The following is a 20006-nucleotide window of genomic DNA, read 5'->3' as shown; positions in this document are numbered from 1 at the left end:
TGGGCTGCCCGCCATCGTCGCCTGCACGGCCGCGGTCGCCGATCTTGACCAGACCACAGAGTTCCTTCATGGCAACGGGAATCCCGCGTCGGACGACGGCCGTCGACGACTCGTTCGTGCCCGCCGACTCCGCGCTCGGCGCCGCGATCGTGTTCCGCAGTCGTTGAGCGGGAGTGCAGAAAGGACATTGCCGAGGTGGGGGCATCGGAAGGCTTCGCGCACGCACTCTTCTTGCCGACGAGCGGGCCTCCGGCCCGGGCGGGCGGCTCTGGCCGAGCGGCGACTGTTGTGGGGCTGCTGGCCGTGTTCAGTCGGCCGGCCAGGCGAGCCGGTTGACGATAAGCATTCCTGACGGTGGTGCTGGCCGATGCGCCGGCGGCGACCGAGTCGGACGTCGGGCTGGCCGACACCGCGAAGTCGTTGCTGCTGGTCGTAAAGCCCGGCAGGTGAAGGAGGCGTTGCGCGTCTTCCGCACCCGCGCACCGGTGGTGGCAAGGTACGCGTGGGTGTACCAGAACGTGCAGCCGTCGGCGAGGACTACGCTCATCGACGAGTAGTCGCCCGACCGGGAATTGGTGGTCTGCGACCCGGTGCCGGCCACGATGGTGGACGCGCCCCGCACCATCTGCCTGAGGGTGTCGATTTCAGTCCGCCCTCGGGATGTCCTCGCCTGGCCGGCGGGCCCGGTACTTGTCCCAGTCGGCAGGTGCGACCCGACGCGACATCAACGCCCGAGCCTCGCTCCTGCGTGCCAGCCGACTGGGCAGTCGCATCGTCAGCGCGTGCCCACGGATCCGGCGCGACCGCATGTCTACCAATGCTGCGACGGCCAGTGCCAGGACGACAACGGCAACCAGGATGAACCATGTCATAGCGGGCCCCCTTCGGCACGGCGACGAACCGTGCACTCACGGCACGCCGCCCCTGAGCTCAGCAGTGTAATACCGGCCAGCTCAGCTAGATGGTTGATGCCATGAAGATCGTGTGAGAGCGGGCGACGTCACCGCACGAGAGGAGAGTGTTCAAGATCAATATGTGACGAATGACCTGAACACCAGATCCTGCTGGGCTACCCCAACAAACGCCGCTGGGTCCGCCACGTCCACGCCACACCGGAACTGCTCGCGATGTTCCCCGACATGCTTCGGATCTGTTGGCACTGGCCGACAAGCGAGCGTGACGGTCCGACCGTTCGTGAGGACCCCGGCCGTCATCCGGACAGACCCGTCACGGCGATCGGCGTGTGGAGATCACTGCTGGTGTCCGTGCTCGACCACCCGGGTGGAGGATCTCGATGCGAAAGCACTACCTGGTCGGTGTCGCCCTGCTGGCCGCGTTGTCCGGCGTCTTACCGGCCGACGCCTCGCCGCCGGCCGCCGACGCCACGGCGAGGCCGCCGGCCGGCTTCGCCGAGCACAAGATCGACCTGGGCGGCGGCGCCCACATCAACTTCGTGGAAGGCGGGCAGGGCAAGGCCTTGGTGCTGATCCATGGCTACCCGCAGAGCTGGTACGAGTGGCACAAGGTCATGCCCGAGTTGGCCCGGCACTATCACGTGATCGCGCCCGACCTGCGCGGTGCAGGCGGCAGCGACGCCCCCGCGACCGGCTACGACAAGAAGACCATGGCCACGGACATCCACGGGCTGCTGGTCCGGCTCGGCCGTGATCACGACGTTCGTGTTGTCGGCCATGACATCGGCACGATGGTGGCGTACGCCTACGCCGCCGCCAACCGCCAGGACGTCACCAAGCTCGTGCTGTCCGAGGCCCCGATCCCCGACCAACAGCTGTACACGTTCCCCGCGCTCAACGCCCAGGGCGGGGGCACCTGGAATCTCGGTTTCTTCAACGTCCGCAACGGTTTTCCGGAGAAGACGATCAAGGCCGGGAGACCGAGTGGGTCGACGGCTTCACCGACCTGTTGGAGTACAACAAGGACGGCGTCACCCCGGCCGACGCCGCCCTCTACGGCCACAACCTCGCGCAGCCCGGGCATCTGCGGGCCAGCTTCGAATGGTTCCGCGCCTTCAACCGGGACGTGGCCGACAACGCCGTCAACGGCCGGACGAAACTCGCCATGCCGGTGCTGGCCCTCGGCGCGGATCACAGCTGGGGCGGCTTCGTCGCTGACCAGGTGCGTCAGTACGCCGCCAACGTGACCGGCGAGGTCGTCCAGGACTCGGGACACTGGCTCTGGGAGGAGAAGCCGGCCGAGCTGACCGGCCGGCTGCTCGCGTTCCTGGGCAGCTGAGCGTACACCGGCGGCGGGTCCGGGCCCGCCGCTGGTGCCCGGCGGGTATCACAGGCGTGGCAGAAGGTCTTGGACGGCAACGGGTCTCCCGCGCGAGTGTGGAGACCATGCGACACGACATCGAGTTCGACGCCGAGGGCGTCACACTGCGGGGCTGGTTCTACGAGGCGGAGGGCGTGGATGGGCCCGCGCCGTGCGTGGTGATGGCCCACGGCTGGTCGGCCACCCGCCGGATCTACCTGGACCGGTTCGCCGAGGTGTTCGCGGCGGCGGGATTGTGCGTGCTGTTGTGGGACAACCGCGGCTTCGGCGACTCGGACACGGCGCCGGGCAAGCCTCGACACGAGATCGATCCGTGGGAACAGGTCCGTGACTACCAGCACGGGATCTCCTACGCGCAGAACCGGTCCGAAGTGGACCCCGAGTGGATCGGCGTGTGGGGCAGCAGCTTCTCCGGCGGGCACGCGTTCGTGGTGGCGGCGATCGACCAGCGGGTGAAGGCCGTGTGCGGCCAAGCACCGTTCGTCAGCGGCCGTGACACGTACGCCAACCTGGCCCGGGTGAACAATCTGGTGATCGATCCCCGCCTGCTGGCCGCCGACCGCCGGGCCCGGGCCGCGGGCGAGCCGCCGGCGATGATCCCGGTCATCGGCACGGATCCGGGGCAGGTGACCGGAATTCCGACCCCGGACGCGCACGAGTTCTTCACCGAGGCGCGGGGTGGCATGGCCCCGGAGTGGCACAACGAGGTCACCCTGCGCAGCCTGGAGCTGATGCGCGGCTACGAACCCGGCCTGTACCTGCCGTTGATCACGCCGACGCCGCTGCTGATGATCGTCGCCAGCCACGACGGCCTGACCGGCGGCAACCTGGCCGCGTCGGCCTTCGCCACGGCCGCGGAGCCGAAGCAGGCGGTGTTCGTCCCAGGTGGACACTTCGCCGCCTACACCGGCCCCGGCTTCGAGATCGCGTCGGCCGCCGCCCGGGACTGGTTCGTGCGGCACCTGGCCTAGGGCCTCGGGGCGCGCAGATGAGCACGCCGGGCCAACTCCTCGTCCTCGACCAGGGTGAGCATCGGCTGCCCCGGCGCGCACAGCATCGTGACGACGAACTTGGCCGGCTCGTCCGCCGAGGCGTTGCCGTTCTGGTAGTGGATCTTGTCGCCACCCGGTTCGTACAGCGTCTCGCCGGCCTTGATCACCTGCTCCGGCTCACCCTCCAGCTCGAACCGGATGGCGCCCTCCAGCACATAGCCGAAGCACGGCCCGGAGTGGCGGTGCGGCGGGGTCCCGGGATGCCCGGGCGGCCACTCCACCAGAACCGTCATTCCCGAGGCCCCCTCGGGAATGAACGGCGGCTTGACGTCAGCCAGCATCTTGGGACCGACACCGTCCACCGTGCCCATCTCGTGGACTGCACCACCTCCGTAATCGGGGTCTTTCGCAGTGAAGACAAGGCAGGACAAGATTCTGTGACACCGTTCAGCGGGCGGCCGCACCGCGCGGGCCGGGGACGACTAACTGGCCGTCGGTGACGAGCATGAACCGTTCCAGGCCGGGGACGAAGACGTTGACCACGGCCAGGTTCTCGGACATCCACTGCCTGCGCACGTATGCCGGCAGCCCGGCTTTGCGCAGCGCCGCCAGCAGTGCCTTGAGGTGACCCGCAGGCGTAACGGGCGCCTCGCTGTCCTCATACGCGACGACGTGAGCGTTCGGGATGCCCGGCGAGAAATCCGCCAGGTAGCAGGCGTGCAGCTCGGGGTACGAGGTGGTCCACACCGTGCGCTTCTCCTCTCGCCCGCCGAGCTGGGCCATGGCGTGGAGTTGCACGAGTTCCGTCAGCGACCGCGCGATGGCGTAGTACCGCGAGAGCGATGCGCCGCAGCCGCGCATGCGGGCCGGCTGACCGGGCGCGGAGGGGAGGTAGGCGTAGTAGGCCGGGATGCCCAGGTCCGTGGTCATGTCGATGAGGTGCACGCGGGCCCCGACCGCCTCCTCGGTGCTGGCCAGGAGCGCCATGAGATCGGCCGGCAGCGTCGCCCGGTCGACCAGCCTTATCGGCCGGGCGGCCAGGAAGTGCTCGATCAGGAGCAGCGACAGGGCGTCCCGCTCGATGATCTCGTTGAGCGCGTGGACCATCGCCTCGCCCGCGTCGGCCCCGGCGGCCCAGCCGTTGTTGGCCGAGTAGCGCCCGACCGTCGTGTAGTCGTAGTGGTCACCAAGGCCCGCCCGCAGCTCCGCCGCGCCCTTGGCCAGAAAGTCCGGCATGGACAGGAAAATCGGCACGTCCGTGCCGCGATCGCCGGTGAGCGACTCGTAGCGTAGACAGGCGATCGGGCGCGCCGGGCCTTCGGTCAGCATGGTGACGGCGACGTCGGAGCGCAGGGGGCCGGCAGCGATGGCGTGGGGGTCGCGGAGGGTGGCGGCGGGCGGGAGGCCGGCGCGGCCGCTGAGGTGGTGTTCAAGGGCCTCGAAGACGGCGCCTACCCGTGCCGCCTCGCGGTTGCCCTTGCCGGAGCCGAATCCGCCGGGCACGGGCACGCCGTCCCGGAGCAGGCGGCACGTCCAGGCCCCGGGATCGCTGTCCGACGCCGCGGTCACCTCGGCGGTGAGGCCTAGTTCGGCGACGGCCCCCAGGCCTTTTCGCCATGCCTGATCGAGCGAGGATTGCCGTTCTCCGAACTGATGGGCGCCGCGGTCGAGTGTGTTGGTCATGGCCTCACCTTTTCCGTGGGAAAGGCGCCGCCGTCGGCTCGTGGACGCGTGCCGACGACGGCGCCGCTCATCACTCTTCCGTGGCCGCCGCGGCCTGGTTCTCGGCCTTGACCAGCTCGGCGATCACCTGCTGCTCATGGGCCGACAGCACCAGCTCCTCGGCGTTGTGGCCGTACAGATCCTTGAGAAAACCCATTTCCAACCTCCGCGTTCCGAGTGGTGAATGGAGCACGGACAGTTACCCAGAACTCGCGGATCCGGGTAAACACGCAAAGCCTTTAGTTCTCGCTTCGCTGCACGTTCTGTCGAGGCACCATAAGCCGCGACAACTTGGGCAGTATCAAGCGAACATTCATTGTGGGATCAGGGAAGCTCGGCCATAATCCGCCGCCGGTCAGCGCGTGACGGGAAGCGCCAGCGCGGTGCCGGCAAGCATGAGGCAGGCGCTGACGATGAGGGCCAGTCGGAGGTCGACGGTGCCGAGTGCGCCGCCGAGGAGGGCGCCGAGCGGTTGGGTGCCGTAGACGAGGAAGCGCCAGCCGGCGTTGACGCGCGAGAGCTGTTCGGGGGCGACCAAGGTCTGACGAAAGGTTTGCTGGTTCACGCCGTAGAGCGCGGGGCCGGCGCCGCGCAGGACCTGGGAGAGCAGCGCGGGACCGGCCGCGAGCAGCAGGCCGGCAGCCGAGGACAAGAGCATGCCCAGCACGAAGGTGCGGCCAGGACCCAGCCTTCGGGTGACGGTCGGCGTGATCAGGGCACCGAGAATGCCGGCCGCAGCGGCGATCGTGACGGCGATGCCGACGAGCCAAGGCGAGAAACCCAGTACATGCACCAAATACAGGACCAGGACGGCGTTCTGCATCTGCCCGCCGAGGGCGCCGAGGGTCGCGGCAATGGTGACCGGCCGCAGCACCGGGTGGGTGAAGGCGATGCGCAGGCCGCCGAAGAGATCGGCTTTGCCCCGCACCGAATTCGCGGTGCCGGGGACGGCGATCCGGGCCTTGCAGAGGGCGGCCGCCAGGAAGGACGCGGCGTCGACGGCCATGGCCAGCGGTGCGGCGAGCAGGACGACCAGGGCGCTGCCGAGGGCGGAGCCGGCGACGTTGACGGTGGAGCTGGTCAGCATGAGGGCGCTGTTGGCCGGTAGGAGTTGATCGCGGGGCACGAGCATCGGCGTGAAGGACTGCGCCGCGATCGCGTCGAAGAGGGAACAGACACCGGCCAACGTGACCACGAAATACAGCTGGGTCAACGTGAGGACGCCCAGGACGGCGGCGACGGGGACCGAGCCGATCAGGAGGAGCTGACCCAGGTCGGCGAGGACGAGGATTCGCCTGTAGGGCAACCGATCGGCCCACACCCCGGCCGGGAGGCCGAGCACGAGGTGCGGCAGAAACGCCACCGCGCCCAGCAGGCCCATCTCGAACGCCGTGGCGTGGAGGGAGACGACCGCGACCAGCGGCAGCGCCACCGTCGTCACGCTGGAACCCAGCATGGATACGGAGTTGCCGACGCACAGCCGCCGGAAGTCCTTGTGCTGCACTAGCAAGGTCACGGCGGCGACCCTACAAGTCAGAACGGGCGACAGGGCCGTCCTCTGCTGTGAGCAGATCGAGCACAGCTGGCTAGATCTTCCCAACCCAGATGTGACGTGCACCTGTGCTCGTCGACGAGATCGCGCGGGCGGTCAAGGCCTCGCTGTCGCAACCACGCTGACCTCAGACGTTGCGCCGGTACTGGCCTCCCACCTCGAAGAACGCCTCGGTGATCTGGCCGAGGGTGCACACCCGGGCGGCGTCCATCAGCACCGCGAACACGTTCTCGCCGCTGGTCGCCGCGGTCCGCAGCCGGGCCAACGCGTCGGCGGCGTCGGAACGGTGCCGGTGCTGGAAGTCCAGGGTCCGCGAGACCTGGGATTCCTTCTCCTGCTCGGTGGCGCGGGCGAGCTCGATCTCCACCGGGCCCTCGTCGGCCTGCGGGGCCAGGAACGTGTTCACGCCGATCAGCGGCAGCGACCCGTTGTGCTTGCGCTGCTCGTACAGCATCGACTCGTCCTGGATGCGGCCACGCTGGTAGCCGGTTTCCATGGCCCCCAGCACGCCACCGCGCTCGGAGATCCGGTCGAACTCGGCCAGCACGGCCTCCTCGACCAGATCCGTGAGCTCGTCGATGACGAACGAACCCTGCAACGGGTTCTCGTTCATCGACAGGCCCCACTCCTTGTTGATGATCAGCTGGATGGCCATGGCCCGGCGCACCGAGCTCTCGGTCGGCGTGGTGACGGCCTCGTCGTAGGCGTTGGTGTGCAAGCTGTTGCAGTTGTCGTACAGCGCGCACAGGGCCTGCAGCGTGGTGCGGATGTCGTTGAAGTTCATCTCCTGCGCGTGCAGCGAGCGGCCCGAAGTCTGCACGTGATACTTGAACTTCTGCGACCGCTCGTTGGCCCCGTAGCGGTCCCGCATGGCCACCGCCCAGATCCGCCGGGCCACCCGGCCGATCACGCTGTACTCGGCGTCCATGCCGTTGGAGAAGAAGAACGACAGGTTGGCCGCGAAGTCGTCGATGCTCATGCCGCGGGCCAGGTACGACTCGACGTAGGTGAACCCGTTGGCCAGCGTGAAGGCCAGCTGGCTGATGGGGTTGGCCCCGGCCTCGGCGATGTGGTAGCCGGAGATCGACACCGAGTAGAAGTTGCGGACCCGGTTGTCGATGAACCATTCCTGGATGTCGGCCATCATGCGCAGGCTGAACTCGGTGGAGAAGATGCAGGTGTTCTGCCCCTGATCCTCCTTGAGGATGTCGGCCTGCACGGTGCCGCGCACGTTGGCCAGCGCCCACGCCCGCAGCTCGTCGGCCTCCTCCGCGTTGGGCTCACGGCCGTGTTCGGCGCGAAACGCCGCCATGCGCTGGTCGATTGCCGTGTTCAGGAAGTACGCGAGGATCGTCGGCGCCGGGCCGTTGATCGTCATCGACACGGACGTGGTCGGCGAGGTGAGGTCGAAGCCGTCGTAGAGGGCCTTCATGTCCTCCAGCGACGCGATCGAGACGCCGGAGGTGCCGATCTTGCCGTAGACGTCGGGCGGGGTGTCGGGGTCGCGGCCGTAGAGCGTGACCGAGTCGAAGGCGGTCGAAAGCCGGGTCGCCGCCGAGCCTTCCGACAGCAGCTTGAACCGCTTGTTGGTGCGGAACGCGTCGCCCTCGCCGGCGAACATGCGCGCCGGGTCCTCGCCGTCCCGCTTGAACGGAAAGACGCCTGCGGTGTAAGGGAAGCGGCCGGGCAGGTTCTCATTGCGCAGCCAGCGCAGCAGCGTGCCCTCGTCGTCGAACCTAGGCAGGCTGACTCGGCGGACCTTGTTGCCGGACAGCGTCTCCCGGGTCAACTCGGTGCGAATCTCCTTGTCCCGCACGGTGAACACCACCTCGTCGCCGGAGTACTGCTCGACCGTGCGCGGCCAGTCGGCCAGCAGGTCGGCGCTGTCCCGGTCCACCTTGCGCTCGCTGGCGTCCACCAGCTCGGAAAGGTCCGAAGTGGACTTTCCGGCGGCGTCGAGTGCCTTCTGCGCGGCGGCGAGGTGCGAGTGCTGGCGGACGGCGTCGACCTGCTCCTCGGTCCGTCGGTGATACGTGCGGACGGTGTCGGCGATGTCGGAGAGGTAGCGGGCGCGGGCTGCCGGCACGATGGTCGACGCCGAGGTGGAGACCTTGCCCTCGACGACGGGCAGCACCCCGTGCTCGAATCCCAGCTCCGACACCAGGTGCTGGTACAGCGCCGTGACGCCGTCGTCGTTGAAGGTGGCGGCGCTGGTGCCGAAGACCGGCATGTCCTGCCACGTGGCGCCGAACGCCTCACGGTTGCGCACCAGCTGGCGGGCCACGTCCCGGCGGGCGTCCTCGGCCCCGCGGCGCTCGAACTTGTTGATCGCCACCGCGTCGGCGAAGTCCAGCATGTCGATCTTCTCCAGCTGCGACGCGGCGCCGAACTCCGGCGTCATCACGTACAGCGAGTGGTCGACGAAGGGCACGATCGCGGCGTCGCCCTGGCCGATGCCCGGCGTCTCGACGACGATCAGGTCCGCGCCGGCCGCCTTGCAGGCCAGGATCGCGTCGGCCAGGCCGTCCGGCACCTCCGCGCCGGCCCGCCGCGTGGCCATGGAACGGAAGAACACCCGCTCGCGGTCGAGGCAGTTCATCCGGATCCGGTCGCCCAGCAGGGCGCCGCCGCCACGGCGGCGCGACGGGTCGACGGCCAGCACCGCGATGTGCAGCTTGTCCTGCTGGTCGAGGCGGAACCGCCGGACCAGCTCGTCGGTCAGCGAGGACTTGCCGGAGCCGCCGGTGCCGGTGATGCCCAGCACGGGCACGTGCCGATCGCCCACCGCGTCGGTCATCGCCGCCCGCAGCTCGTCCGACAGCTTGCCGGCCTCGATCACCGTGATGGCCCGCGACAGCGCGTCCTGCGCGCCGGTGAACAGGCCGTCCCAGCTGGCCGGAACCGTCTCGGACAGGTCGGTGTCGCAGCCCTCGACCATCGTGTTGATCATCTGAGCCAGGCCCATGTGCTGGCCGTCGGCCGGCGAGAAGATGCGGGCCACGCCCCGTGAGTGCAGGAGCTCGATCTCCCGCGGCACGATCACGCCGCCACCGCCGCCATACACCTTGACGTGCCCGGCCCCGCGCTGCATGAGCAGCTCCACCAGATACGTGAAGTACTCGACGTGCCCGCCCTGGTAGGCGCTGATGGCGACGCCCTGGGCGTCCTCCTGGATCGCCGCCGTGACGACCTCGTCCACCGACCGGTTGTGGCCCAGGTGGATCACCTCAGCGCCCTGCGACTGCAGGATGCGCCGCATGATGTTGATCGCGGCGTCGTGCCCGTCGAACAGGCTGGCGGCGGTGATGAACCGGACCGGGTTGCTCGGCTTGTGGAGAGCAACTGCGGCGTTCATGGGGACTCCTAGGGGTGGCCTCCTAAATACTTTGCCTTCCTACTATCGGGAGTGCAACTAACCACCGGAGAGGCCTCGCTCACACGACCCGGCCGAACCGGTCATGACCGGCGGAAACGACCACGTCGACGCCGTACGGGTTAACGGCGTTCATCCATCCGGCGACCAGCGTGATGCGGTTATCGGTTGAGCCTGTCGGTAACGCCTACCCGCCCGTAGGGTCCCACTCCGGTGCCGCCACACCGCCCTGTTCCCATCAGGACTGAGGAGATCCCTATGCGGGTGAGCAAGGTCGCGGTCGCGGTGCTGGCGCTGGCGGGGCTGACCGCCGGGACCGCGTCGGCCGACGGCACCGGGTCGCTGCGGCTGTCCGAGGCCACCACCGTCGGCGTCCACAACACCTACGACACGGCCGCCTACCAGTACCTCGCCCAGTCGCTGGACGCCGGCGCGAACCTGATCGAGCTGGACGCGTGGTTCAACATCTTCACGCACAAGTGGAACGTCAGCCACAGCAACCCGATCGGCAGCGACAACAACTGCGTGCAGGCCAAGTCGCCGACCGCCAACCTGTACAGCGGCAACCGCAACCAGAACCTCAACGACTGCCTCGACGACATCAACGTCTGGCTGGGCAACCACCCGTCCGCCGGCCCGCTGACCGTGAAGATCGAGCTCAAGGCCGGCTTCGACAGCACCATCGGGATGGGCCCGGCCAGCCTCGACAGCTACGTGCACAACAGCCTGGGCAGCCGGGTGTTCCGCCCGGTCGACCTGCTCGGCTCGTACCCGACGCTGGACGACGCGGCCAAGGCCGACAACTGGCCGACGCGGTCCGCGCTGGCCGCGCGGGTGCTGGTGGAGATCATCCCGGGCACGGTGGAGGAGCAGAACCCGACCGACCACCTGTGGACGGACGTCGAGTACGCCCAGTACCTCAAGGGCCTGGCCGCGGCGGGCAACCTGGCCCAGGCGCAGATCTTCCCGGCCGTGCACAACGCCGCCGCCGGCGACCCGCGCACCCGGTACGCCGACACCACGCTCCGCCCCTGGTTCGTGGTGTTCGACGGTGACGCCAGCGGCTACATCGACGGCGGCATCGACACCTCGTTCTACGTGAACAACCACTACTTCCTGATCATGACCGACGCGCAGAACGTCAAGCCGGCCATCGACGACGTCAACCCGACCGTGCAGCAGGCCCAGGACCGGGTCGCGCTGGTGGCCAGCAAGGGCGCCTCCGTGGTGGGCACCGACTGGCGCCAGCTCACGACCGTGCTGCCCGAGGTGCTCCCCCGCGGCTGATTTTCTGTCACATGCGCTTCCCCTGTGGCGCCTGGGCGCACAGGGGAAGCGCATGTGGCATCAGGGATCGTTACGAGAATGAAGTGCGTTGCCTGAGTGGTCCTCGCGCCGGGAGTAGACGATCTTGGGCATGGCACTCGGCGCTCCGGAGACACCCTGGCGGCACGCCCTCCGCGCGGCGGCGGTAGGTGGCGGCCTGACCGCGTTGTGGATCGTCATCGTGTGGGTCGCCTACACGTCGCCGGTCTGCCAGGGCACGTGGACCTGCGGGATCCTGCTGATCTTCGGCTACTGGGTCATCCCGGCCGTCGGCGCGGTGGTGGCGTGGCCGGTGATGCGGTGGGTCGGCGTCCGGCCGGCCTGGCTGATCGTGCTGGTCGGTGCTGTGGTCGCCATGCTGGGCGTGATGGCCAGGGACGGATTCGGCTACTCGCCGACGTTGACGTCCCCGTGGCTGGTGCCGATCGTCGCCGTCGCCTACGCCGTGGCCGCGTGGGTGGTCGTCGCCCGGGTTCCGTTGCAGTGGCGGGTGTTGCCGCTGGTGCTGGCCCTGCTGCCGTGGCCGGTCGTCGAGTTGACGGCCGGCGCGCGGGCCGCCAGCGCCCAAGAAGCGGAGCTGGCCCAGGCCGGTGTGCCGCTGCTCGGCCCCGACCTGCCCGCCGGCTACGTGGTCCGGCGCGCCGGCACCGAGGGCGGCACCCAGCGAGAACTCTTCTACCGCCTGGAGCCCGCGTCCATCGGCACGACTCCCGATCTCACCACCGAGGAGAACAACGCCGTCTGGGTCATCGTCGCGCCGACCTCCCCCACGTTCGCCCCGCCGAACCACTGCTCGGTCACGGGCAGCACCGGCACCCAGGACTACCGCCCACCGTGCCCGCAGGTCGCCGACAACGTGTGGCGCTGGAACAACGGCGACTACGTCAGCTACTTCGTCCGCAAAGGCGACGTCATGGTGGCCGTCGAGCGGACCAGCGCCACCGTGCCGGAAGACCTCCTCAAGGGCATCACGCGAACCCTCGCCCCTCGGGACCCGTCCTACTTCACCGACTAGCTCGGGCGGGAGGCGCGGCGGAAGGAGCGGCGGAGCTGGATGATGCGGCCGTAGCCGGGGACGGCGACGAGCAGGACACCGCAGATGGCGGCCAGCAGGAGGGCGACGCCGAGGGGGAACTGGCCGCCCCAGCCGAAGAAGTAGATGGTCACGTAGGTGTTGTTCTGCACGATGAACACGAGCAGCAGCAACAGCACGACGGCGGCGATGACGATGCCGGTCCACAGGCCGCTGAAGCGGGTGCGTTTGATGCGCACGGGCTCGGCGACCGACGGCCCGGTGTTCGACGGCCCGGTGACCGACTGTTCGACCACCGAGGGGTCGGTCGAGGGCTCGACCGGGCGCTCGACCTCAGCCGACGGGCCAGTGGGTTCGATGACACCGCCGCCGCCGGGAACGGCGCCGCCGGGCATGGCGGGGACGGCCGGGGTCTCGGGCACGGCGTCCCGCATGGGCGGGACCTCGGGCACATCGCGTTCGGCGGCGGCGCCGCGCTTCGGGTCGGTCATGGGGGCCACCTCTTCGCAGGAGTTCGTCCCTGGGTTGCCCCCCTTTGGTACCCGCGAACCGCCGGCGCCGCGCGTCGAACTTAGCCCGTTCGGGTGTCGTAGACGGTCAAACTGCTCACCACCCGGTTCCGGCCGGCCCGCTTGGCCCGGTAGAGGGCGGTGTCGGCGGCGTGCACGAGCCCGTCGACGCCGGAGGCGGCATCGGGGTACACGGCGACGCCGATGGAGGCTGACAGCGCGGACAGCGTGGTGTCGCAGGAGGGCAGCGGCACCCGCAGCTGGCTGATGGCCCGCCGGATCCGCTCGGCGATGGCCAGCACGTCGCCGTCACGCAGGCCGGGCAGCAGCACGACGAACTCCTCGCCGCCGAACCGGCCGACGGAGTCGTAGTCCCGCACGGACCGCCGCACGGTGCCGGCGACGGCCTTGAGCACCTCGTCCCCGGCGAGGTGCCCATAGGTGTCGTTGACCCGCTTGAAGTGGTCGAGGTCGACCATCAGCACCCCGAACGGCGAGCCGCGGGTCAGCTCCTTGCTGGCCAGGTCCTGCCAGGTGGTGACGTTGAGCAGGCCGGTCTTCTGGTCCTTGGTGGCCAGCTCCTCCAGGTGTTTGACCAGCACGCTGCGGTGCAGCACGAACAGCGGCACGAACAGGAACAGCAGCGCGAACGGCTGGTAGACCAGCACCAGCCCGATCACCGCCCCGATGCAGATGGTGGCCAGCTCCAGGGCGTTGTCGTCGGCCGAGCCGATCAGGTCCCGCAGCGGCCGCCGGCCGGCGTCGACCCGCAGGCTGACGGCGATGAGCACGCCGTCGACGGCGAAGAACACCACGGCCGCGGCCAGCACGATCCCGATGGACACGGCGTCGAGGGCGGTCGCGCGGGTCAGCACCGGGACGCCCCCCGCGTCCAGCACCAGCCGCGCCGCCCAGGCCGCCAGCACCATCGCGGCGGCGTTCATCACCTGACGGTGCGGGTAGCTGCGCTGCACCCGGTAGCTGCGCAGCACGACATGCGCCGACACGAGGCCGGTCAGCACCGCCACCCAGGACATCGGCAGCGTCAGCACGGCCGCGAACACCCACACGGACACCATGTTGATGTGCACGGATCCGCTCATCACCCGGCGCAGCCGCTCGATTCGACGGGACGCCTCGCCCTGCACGAATGCAGCGACGGCCAGGGCCGCCGCGGCCACCACCGGCAGATCGGCGCCGCCGGGTCGGGCGAACGCGGCGGCGATCACCGCCAATGCGCCGAGATCTACCGCAAGCACATACCAGATCGAGATCGCCGGCCGCCCCCACAACGGCCATTTTTCGATTCTTGCCAACCCAAGGTCATCTTGTCGTATGCTCGCCATGGCTCTCCCCCCACGGTTTCCATGGAGTATGCGGGAAGCTGCGGAGTGTGTTCTGGAAACGGATCAGGACCACCCGGCTAGCGCAACGGAGGTCGGACAATGCGTGGTAGGACAACCTGATCAGATCAAGGTGATCCATCGAACGGGGTCGGCGGCGGTCCGCCAATCGTCGCCGACCGTGTTCACCACCTAGCCGGTCAGCTGCACGGCCAGTTGCGCGGGATCGGCGACCCGACGCCACGCCAATGCCAGTCCGGCGGCCAGCACGACACCGATGCAGCCGACGACAGCCATTCCACCGGCCGGCGTGAACACCTGAGCGAAAGCGCCCGCGACAAGTGCGCCGACACCTTGCACGGACTGGATGACCGCGGACGCGAATCCCATTCCCTGGGCGCGCACCGAATTGGGCAGCAAACGGGACGCGGTGGTCATCGCTTGAATGGTGTAAATCGTCGCGGCGGCCCCGCTGCACGCGAACAACACCATGGACAGCACGAGGTTCGGGTACAGCGCGCAGGCCGCGATCGGCGCCCCGGCGGCCACCCCCAGCCAGCCGACCGACCGCAGCCGGGCCACCTCGGACAGCCGTTCGAACAGCAGCGAGCCGACGACGGCGCCGATCGGGTCGGCGGCCATCAGCAGGCCCACCGCCACCGGCCCCATGCCCAGTTGCTTGGCGTACGGCGCACCCAGTGCCTCGGGTGCGATGTAGAACACGGCCAGCGCGCCGATGCCCAGCAGGATACGGGTCCGCGGGTCACGCCAGATCACCGTGAACCGTGCAGCATCGAGGTCGGCTCGGCCTGCTCGGACCGCACCGCCGGCCGTCGGCGGATCCCCGTCCACAGCAGCAACGCCGACACCACGAACGTCAGCGAGTCGATGGCCAGCCCCAGGTAGGGGTTGAGCACGGCGATCAGCAGCCCACCGCCGGCGAAGCCGGCCAGCTGCGCCGAGTAGGTCGTCACGTTGCGCAGCGACATCGCCGTGACATAGCGCTGCCCGCTGAGCAGGTCCGGCAGGATCGCCAGCTGCGCGGCGTTGAACGGCCCGGTGGCCAGCACCGACACCGCCAGCAGCACGCACAGCGCCGGCAGCGGCACCCCGGGCACGGCCATGGCGGCGACCAGCACCGCCTGCACGACGTTGGCCGCGACCATCACCTCACGCCGCGGGAACCGATCCCCCAGGCTGGACAGGAAGATCCCACCCAGCAGCGTCGGCACGTAGGTCAGGGCGAAGGTCAGGCCGGTCAGCACGGCCGAGTCGGTGGTGGTGAACACGAGCACCGCCAGCGCCACCCTGGCCACCTGGTCGCCCAGGGTGGACAGCAGCTCGGCCAGCCAGAGCGCCCGGAACTCGCCGGTTCGGAGCACGGTCGCGAAGGTGACCCGCTCGGGTTCGGCATCCATGATCAAGTTGTCCCCCGTAACCGGCGCTCCCCAGCACCGATCTCACGAGGGTAGCGGGATCGTCACGTTGCGTACCGGTTTTCGGCGAGGTCACGCGTGCCCGTTGAGGCCATCTCGTGGCCCAATCGGCGCAGGACATCGGCCACATCGGCGTCGGCGTGCCGGCAGGCCGCCTCGAACACCGCCAGCCGCGCCTCGTACCCCAGGTCGTCGTACGGCTCGACGCCCTCGGCCAGCCGATGCACGGCGTCGGCCTTGTCGAACACGATGCGCTCCACGGCGTCGCAGGCCACCCGCAGGCTGTCGGCGAAGCCGCCGATGCGCTGCCACACCGCCCGCTGCCACGGGTCGTGCCGCGCGTCCAACATGTCCGAACAGAGCGACTCCAGGCGTTCGGCGTCGGCCCGTAACTCGGCGAGCGGGATGTCGCGCTGCGTGTCGTAGCGGGAGCCGATCTCCTCGTCGAAGTCGAACTGTCCGTGGCGGCGCCGGGCGTGCTCCGGGCCGTGCCGGCGGAAGTACTCCAGCCCGGACGCCCCGGCGTTCAGTATCGATGTCGACGAGGGCTCACCCGCGCTGCCGAACACCTCCAGCCGCGCCGCCAACTCCGCCAGGTAACCGGTGCGAACGTTTGTCGTGCCACAGCGTGCCAACAGCTGGGCCAGTTCGGCCCGCGAATCCCCGATTCGCTCGTCGAAGGCCACGCGCATGCGCAGCGAAGCGTCGTCCATGAGCGAGCCCCCCACCGTGATCGTGCCGCGTAAACCATGGCATGACGCGCGGGCAGCTGGTAGGACCTTTCAGGCATGTCCAAAAGGTTCCGCGCGGGCGACCCGGGACCGGATGCGACCATCTCAAGGGGAGGGGGTGGACGATGACCGGCACGCTGCGCCTGCACTTCACGGCCGAGGATCTGCTGCGCACGAGGGTGTTGACCGAGCCCGATCCCCTGTGGGAGCTGGTGCTGAGCGTCCATCACCTCTCCCCGGCCGGCGAGCCGGACCGGCACGCGGCGTGGCGGCGAGAGGTCCGACCTCGGCTGTCCGAGGCCGAGTCGGCGCACGCGGTCGGGCTGCTGCGGCGGCTGATCCCCCGGCGCGGCAACTTTCCCGACTTCCTGACGCCCTTGCCCACATCGGACGGCATCGACGGCGCGTTCGACGTAATACGGTCTACGCCGAGATCCCGCCTCGCGCTGGACATGAGCCCGGCTCGGCTGCGCCGCGTCGAGGCCTCCCGCTTCGGTCACGGCCTGGCCGCCGGCCACACCGAACCGATGACCGACCTGGTCGGCGCGCTGCGGCGCTACTACGACACGGCGATCGCGCCGGTGTGGGACGAGGTCGGCGAGATTGTCCGCGCCGACGGCGAATCCCGCGTCCGTGAGCTGCTGGACGACGGTCTGGGCGGCATGTTCGCCCGGCTCGGGCCGTCTTTTCGCTGGCGCTGGCCGTGGTTGGAGACCGACTATCCCCGCACGCACGAGATCCGGCTGGGCGGCCGCGGGGTGACGCTGGTGCCGTCGTTCTTCTGCGTCGGCGATCCCGTCACGCTGATCGACGAGGAACTGCCGCCCATGCTGGTGTTTCCGGCCCGGCCGCTGCGCCGCGACCCGGCGGCGCAGGAGCGCGCGCTGTTCCATCTCACCCAGGTCATCGGCCGCACGCGGGCCCGGATCCTGGTCGCGTTGCGCACGCCTCGGTCCACGTCGGAGCTGGCCGAAACCATCGGCATGTCGTTGGCTTCGGCCAGCCAGCAGGTCACTTTGCTGCGCAACGCGGGCTTCGTGGTGAGTCGCCGACACGGACAGGCAGTGCGGCACTCCGTCACCCGAAAGGGTAAAGCATTGCTGGAGTCGAACTAACGAAACCGCCCGGCGGTACGACTATGCGTAGGTCCGAACGACAACCGTCGGGAGCGAGATGACCCACGTGGTCGACGACGCCGTGGAGACCGGGCCGCTGTCAGCGCAGGCCGAGGCCGCCGCGCTGGAGGGCGACCTGGACACCGCTTCCCTGCTGGCCGACCGGGCGATCCTCGACGGGGACCGGCACGGCGCGGAGGTCGCGGCGGCGGTGCTGGCGCAGCGCGGCATGCTGGCCGACAGCGTCGCCTTGTACCGGTGGGCGGAGAGTGTGGACGGTGGCCGCTCGGGTTTCGCCGTCGCGGCGCTGCTGGGCGTCGGCGACCTGGCACAGGCCACGGAGCAGCTGTCCGCCTTCGACGACGCCGTGCGCACGCCCACTTCGCTGTCCACTGTCGAATCCCTTGTCGCCCACGCGTTGAGCGAGTCGGTGACGGGATCGGCCGTGGCAGCGTTGTCGCAGCTCGTGCAGGCCTCGGCGGTGCTGGAACCCCATGCCGGCAAGGTGTTGCTGCCGGACACCCCGGCCGCGCTGGCCTGTCTGATCGCCCTGCACCTGGGGCAGCTGGACATGGCGGAGTCGGCCGTCGGCGACGATTCCATGCGGCATGCCCTGCTCCGGGCCTGGATTTCGTTGCAGCGCGGCGATCTTGCCGCGGCCGATGTGCCGGGGCACTGCGCCCGCCCCCGTGACGAGCTGTTCGCGGCGGCGATCGCGATCGGCGTGGCCCGGCGGCGTTCCGACCTGGCCGGACTGTTGGACGCGTGGCCACGGGCCCGTGACGCCGTGATCGCGCACCCGGTGGACCTGTTCGTGTTGCAGCCGCTGGGCGAGATCGCCGTCGCGGCGGCGCGGTTGCATGAGGACGAGTGGTTGGCGCCGCGGTTGGCCGAGGCCGACGGGCTGCTGGAGCGGTTGGGGCGGCCGGCGCTGTGGTCGGTGCCGCTGCACTGGTTCGCCTTGCAGGCCGCTGTGGCGGCGGAGTCGCCGTCCGCGGCGGCACGGCACGCTGCCGCGCTGTCCACCATGGCCCGCACCTCCCGCTACGCGGCGGCACTGGCCGGGTGCGCCCGCGCCTGGCTGCGCGTACTGGCCGGGGACGTGCAGGTGGAGCCGGTGGTGGCCGCCGCCCGTGAGCTACGGGCGGTCGGCTTGGGCTGGGACGGCGCCCGGCTCGCCGGTCAGGCCGCCATCCGCACCGCCGACCGCGCGGCGATGACCACCCTGCTGACCTGCGCCCGGGCCCTGCACGGGGCCCCACACAGCGCCGAGGACTCGCCCGCGCCGCAGCTGTCGGCCCGGGAGATCGAGGTGGCGGAGCTGCTGGTCGGCGGCATGACGTACAAGCAGATCGGGGAACGCCTGTTCATCTCGGCCAAGACCGTGGAGCACCACGTGGCCCGGATCCGGCAGCGCCTGGGCTCGAACTCCCGCCGCGAGCTGCTGGTCCGGCTCCGGGCCCTCGTGGCCGGGAGCTAGCTGACCAGGGCGAAGCTGGCGTAGTGGTCGGCCTCGGCGTGCCGGCCGCCGGCCCCGACGTGCGGGCTGACCTCGGCCCCGACCCAGCCCTGGAACGCGCCCGCGTCGTCGAGCACCTGGAGCATGGGCCGGACGTGGCTGTTGGCCAGGTAGCACTTTCCGTAGGCCAGGCACTCGCAGTAGAACTCGTAGCTGTCGCGGCGGCCGCCCAGGATGCCCGTCATGTAGTAGAACCGCCGGTCGCCGGTGTCCTTGATCTTCTGGACGCAGGCGTCGTAGTTGGCGTCCTTGGGACAGCACGAGTTGGCGTCGCACCCGGCGTCGTACTGCACGAAGCCGAGGCAGGAGGCGTCGTCGCAGGCGTTCCAGGCCGGGCCGACGGTGAGCGCGCCGGCGTGGCCCCGGGCCCAGGTGGCGACCTGGTCGGAGTTCCAGCCCTGGCCCTCCAGCACGTACGGACGCTCGGCGCCGTGGATGGTGGTCATGGAGGCCTTGGCCGCCAGGGAGGCGTTGCTGCCGTAGCCGATGCCGGTGGTCAGGCCGTAGGTGTTGGCCGTCAGGGCGAGGCGGCCGAGGCCGGTGCGGGGCTGGGAGACGGCCCAGGTCTCGCCTAGGTTGATCTTCCCCGACACACCGTTGACCGTGCTGTCGGTCCAGGTCACGGTGACCTGGCCGGCCATGGCGTCGTAGGCGTACGTGCCGGTGTAGTGGCCGTTGGGCTCGCCGGTGAAGCCCGCGCCGGTGCGGATGGCGCAGTTGTTCTTCGGGTTGGTGCCGGGATGCCACTGGCCGCAGTAGTAGACGTCGCCGCTGTTCACCGGGATCGGGTAGTCCTGCTGGTTCCACAGCCAGAAGTCGTGCTTGACGACGTTGCTGGCCGGGTCGAACACCAGGTAGCCCAGGCGCATCGAGTTCGTGTGATCGGCCGACGGCGTGAAGGACGCCAGGCTCACCACCCAGTTCTGCTTGCCCAGCGGCGATGTGGCCGCCTGGGCCACGCCGGTCGTCGAGGCGAGCACGAACAGGACGACAGCCCCGATTGCCGCCAAGCGGCGGAAAACCCCCATCTGCATGGCGGCATGCTAGCTGGGACGGTCGG

18 protein-coding genes are annotated in these 20006 nt (G+C 69.6%); 6 read left to right on the top strand and 12 right to left on the bottom strand.

The window, feature by feature from the left end; all coding sequences use genetic code 11:
- Positions 1–644: 644 nt before the first annotated feature.
- Positions 645–872, bottom strand: a complete 228-nt coding sequence (locus AB0M73_RS29810) for a hypothetical protein (RefSeq protein ID WP_363897231.1) — start codon at positions 870–872, stop codon at positions 645–647.
- Positions 873–1294: 422 nt separating this feature from the next.
- Here AB0M73_RS29810 and AB0M73_RS29805 point away from each other — a divergent pair, with 422 nt between their 5' ends.
- On the top strand, positions 1295–2161 hold the full coding sequence (locus AB0M73_RS29805; RefSeq protein WP_363897228.1) for an alpha/beta fold hydrolase: 867 nt from the start codon (positions 1295–1297) through the stop codon (positions 2159–2161).
- A gap of 199 nt (positions 2162–2360) precedes the next feature.
- Entirely contained in the window at positions 2361–3266 is a 906-nt protein-coding gene (locus AB0M73_RS29800; RefSeq protein WP_363897225.1) for an alpha/beta fold hydrolase, read from the top strand.
- Here the strand turns inward: AB0M73_RS29800 and AB0M73_RS29795 are convergent.
- The 5 genes from AB0M73_RS29795 to icmF form a co-directional block, all read right to left on the bottom strand.
- Positions 3263–3658, bottom strand: coding sequence for a cupin domain-containing protein (locus AB0M73_RS29795; protein WP_363897222.1), 396 nt, complete (start codon positions 3656–3658; stop codon positions 3263–3265). The genes AB0M73_RS29800 and AB0M73_RS29795 overlap by 4 nt on opposite strands.
- A 76-nt stretch (positions 3659–3734) precedes the next feature.
- Positions 3735–4970, bottom strand: a complete 1236-nt coding sequence (locus AB0M73_RS29790) for a YcaO-like family protein (RefSeq protein ID WP_363897219.1) — start codon at positions 4968–4970, stop codon at positions 3735–3737.
- Between the two features lie 70 nt (positions 4971–5040).
- Positions 5041–5166 carry a hypothetical protein gene (locus tag AB0M73_RS29785; RefSeq protein WP_363897216.1) on the bottom strand — a complete coding sequence of 42 codons (126 nt, stop codon included), beginning with the start codon at positions 5164–5166 and terminating at the stop codon, positions 5041–5043.
- Positions 5167–5364: 198 nt separating this feature from the next.
- Positions 5365–6525, bottom strand: a complete 1161-nt coding sequence (locus AB0M73_RS29780) for an MFS transporter (RefSeq protein WP_363897213.1) — start codon at positions 6523–6525, stop codon at positions 5365–5367.
- Positions 6526–6688: 163 nt separating this feature from the next.
- Entirely contained in the window at positions 6689–9916 is a 3228-nt protein-coding gene (gene icmF, locus AB0M73_RS29775) for a fused isobutyryl-CoA mutase/GTPase IcmF (RefSeq protein ID WP_363897210.1), read from the bottom strand.
- 276 nt (positions 9917–10192) lie between these two features.
- On the opposite strand from icmF, the gene AB0M73_RS29770 reads away from it, so the two are divergent.
- Together AB0M73_RS29770 and AB0M73_RS29765 are read left to right on the top strand one after the other, a co-directional pair.
- Complete coding sequence (locus AB0M73_RS29770) at positions 10193–11221, top strand: phosphatidylinositol-specific phospholipase C domain-containing protein (RefSeq protein WP_363897207.1); 1029 nt, start codon at positions 10193–10195, stop codon at positions 11219–11221.
- 130 nt (positions 11222–11351) lie between these two features.
- A complete protein-coding gene (locus tag AB0M73_RS29765; RefSeq protein WP_363897204.1) occupies positions 11352–12275 on the top strand; it encodes a hypothetical protein in 924 nt (307 codons plus the stop codon).
- Here AB0M73_RS29765 and AB0M73_RS29760 read toward each other — a convergent pair.
- The 5 genes from AB0M73_RS29760 to AB0M73_RS29740 form a co-directional block, all read right to left on the bottom strand.
- Complete coding sequence (locus AB0M73_RS29760; protein WP_363897201.1) at positions 12272–12784, bottom strand: LapA family protein; 513 nt, start codon at positions 12782–12784, stop codon at positions 12272–12274. The genes AB0M73_RS29765 and AB0M73_RS29760 overlap by 4 nt on opposite strands.
- An 80-nt stretch (positions 12785–12864) precedes the next feature.
- Positions 12865–14061, bottom strand: coding sequence for a GGDEF domain-containing protein (locus AB0M73_RS29755; RefSeq protein ID WP_363897198.1), 1197 nt, complete (start codon positions 14059–14061; stop codon positions 12865–12867).
- 276 nt (positions 14062–14337) lie between these two features.
- Entirely contained in the window at positions 14338–14922 is a 585-nt protein-coding gene (locus AB0M73_RS29750; protein WP_363897195.1) for an MFS transporter, read from the bottom strand.
- Complete coding sequence (locus AB0M73_RS29745) at positions 14919–15563, bottom strand: MFS transporter (RefSeq protein ID WP_363897192.1); 645 nt, start codon at positions 15561–15563, stop codon at positions 14919–14921. Before AB0M73_RS29745 ends, AB0M73_RS29750 begins: the two co-directional genes overlap by 4 nt.
- A 62-nt stretch (positions 15564–15625) precedes the next feature.
- Complete coding sequence (locus AB0M73_RS29740; RefSeq protein ID WP_363897189.1) at positions 15626–16294, bottom strand: hypothetical protein; 669 nt, start codon at positions 16292–16294, stop codon at positions 15626–15628.
- Positions 16295–16437: 143 nt separating this feature from the next.
- Here AB0M73_RS29740 and AB0M73_RS29735 point away from each other — a divergent pair, with 143 nt between their 5' ends.
- A complete protein-coding gene (locus tag AB0M73_RS29735; RefSeq protein ID WP_363897186.1) occupies positions 16438–17427 on the top strand; it encodes a helix-turn-helix domain-containing protein in 990 nt (329 codons plus the stop codon).
- Between the two features lie 58 nt (positions 17428–17485).
- On the top strand, positions 17486–18907 hold the full coding sequence (locus AB0M73_RS29730) for a helix-turn-helix transcriptional regulator (RefSeq protein ID WP_363897183.1): 1422 nt from the start codon (positions 17486–17488) through the stop codon (positions 18905–18907).
- Here AB0M73_RS29730 and AB0M73_RS29725 read toward each other — a convergent pair.
- Positions 18904–19980: a hypothetical protein gene (locus tag AB0M73_RS29725; protein WP_363897180.1), complete on the bottom strand. Its 1077-nt coding sequence runs from the start codon at positions 19978–19980 to the stop codon at positions 18904–18906. The genes AB0M73_RS29730 and AB0M73_RS29725 overlap by 4 nt on opposite strands.
- Between the last annotated feature and the right edge of the window lie 26 nt (positions 19981–20006).

Source organism: Kutzneria sp. NPDC051319 (genome assembly GCF_040682195.1).
In the GTDB taxonomy this organism is placed as follows: Bacteria; Actinomycetota; Actinomycetes; order Mycobacteriales; family Pseudonocardiaceae; genus Kutzneria.
Note: the sequence above shows the minus strand (reverse complement) of the source record. Positions and strands in the feature narration are given on the sequence as shown.